1 protein-coding gene is annotated in these 830 nt (G+C 65.1%); it reads left to right on the top strand.

Annotated elements, in window-relative coordinates; genetic code table 11:
- Positions 1 to 830: 5-dehydro-4-deoxyglucarate dehydratase (kdgD, locus tag ACT531_RS21725; protein WP_476018763.1), on the top strand; the 830-nt coding region annotated here is incomplete at both ends.

The raw sequence follows: 830 nt of genomic DNA, 5'->3' as shown, positions 1-830 counted from the left end.
CAAGAACTCAAAACCATCATGGGCTCCGGCCTGCTCTCGTTCCCCATCACCGACTTCGACGAGCAGGGCAACTTCCGCCCCAAGACCTACATCGAGCGCCTGGAGTGGCTCGCCCCCTATGGCGCCAGTGCCCTGTTTGCCGCTGGCGGCACGGGCGAGTACTTCTCGCTCTCGGGCCCCGAGTACAGCGAGGTGATCAAGACGGCGGTGGAGACCTGCCGGGGCAAGGTGCCGATCATTGCCGGCGCCGGTGGCCCCACCCGCACGGCCATTGCCCACGCGCAGGAGGCCGAGCGTTTGGGTGCCCACGGCATCCTGCTGCTGCCGCATTACCTGACCGAGGCGGGTCAGGAAGGCCTGATCGCCCATGTGGAGCAGGTCTGCAAGAGCGTGAAGTTCGGTGTGATCGTCTACAACCGTGACCGCACCAAGCTCACGGCCGAGTCCCTGGCCATCCTGGCCGAGCGTTGTCCGAACCTGGTGGGGTTCAAGGACGGGGTGGGCAATATCGAGACCATGTCTTCCATCTACATGAAGCTGGGGGACCGTTTCTCGTACCTGGGCGGTCTGCCCACGGCCGAGGTGTATGCGGCGGCCTACAAGGCGCTGGGCACGCCGGTGTATTCGTCGGCGGTGTTCAACTTCATTCCGAAGACGGCGATGGAGTTCTACCAGGCGGTGGCAGCAGACGACACGGCCACGCAGCACCGGCTGCTCAAGTCGTTCTTCATGCCGTACCTGGCCATCCGCAACCGGGTGGAGGGCTATGGGGTGTCGATCATCAAGGCGGGGGCACGCATCGTGGGCCATGACGGTGGGCCGGTGCGGGC

The organism is Acidovorax sp. DMC1 (genome assembly GCF_056314325.1).
Note: the sequence above shows the minus strand (reverse complement) of the source record. Positions and strands in the feature narration are given on the sequence as shown.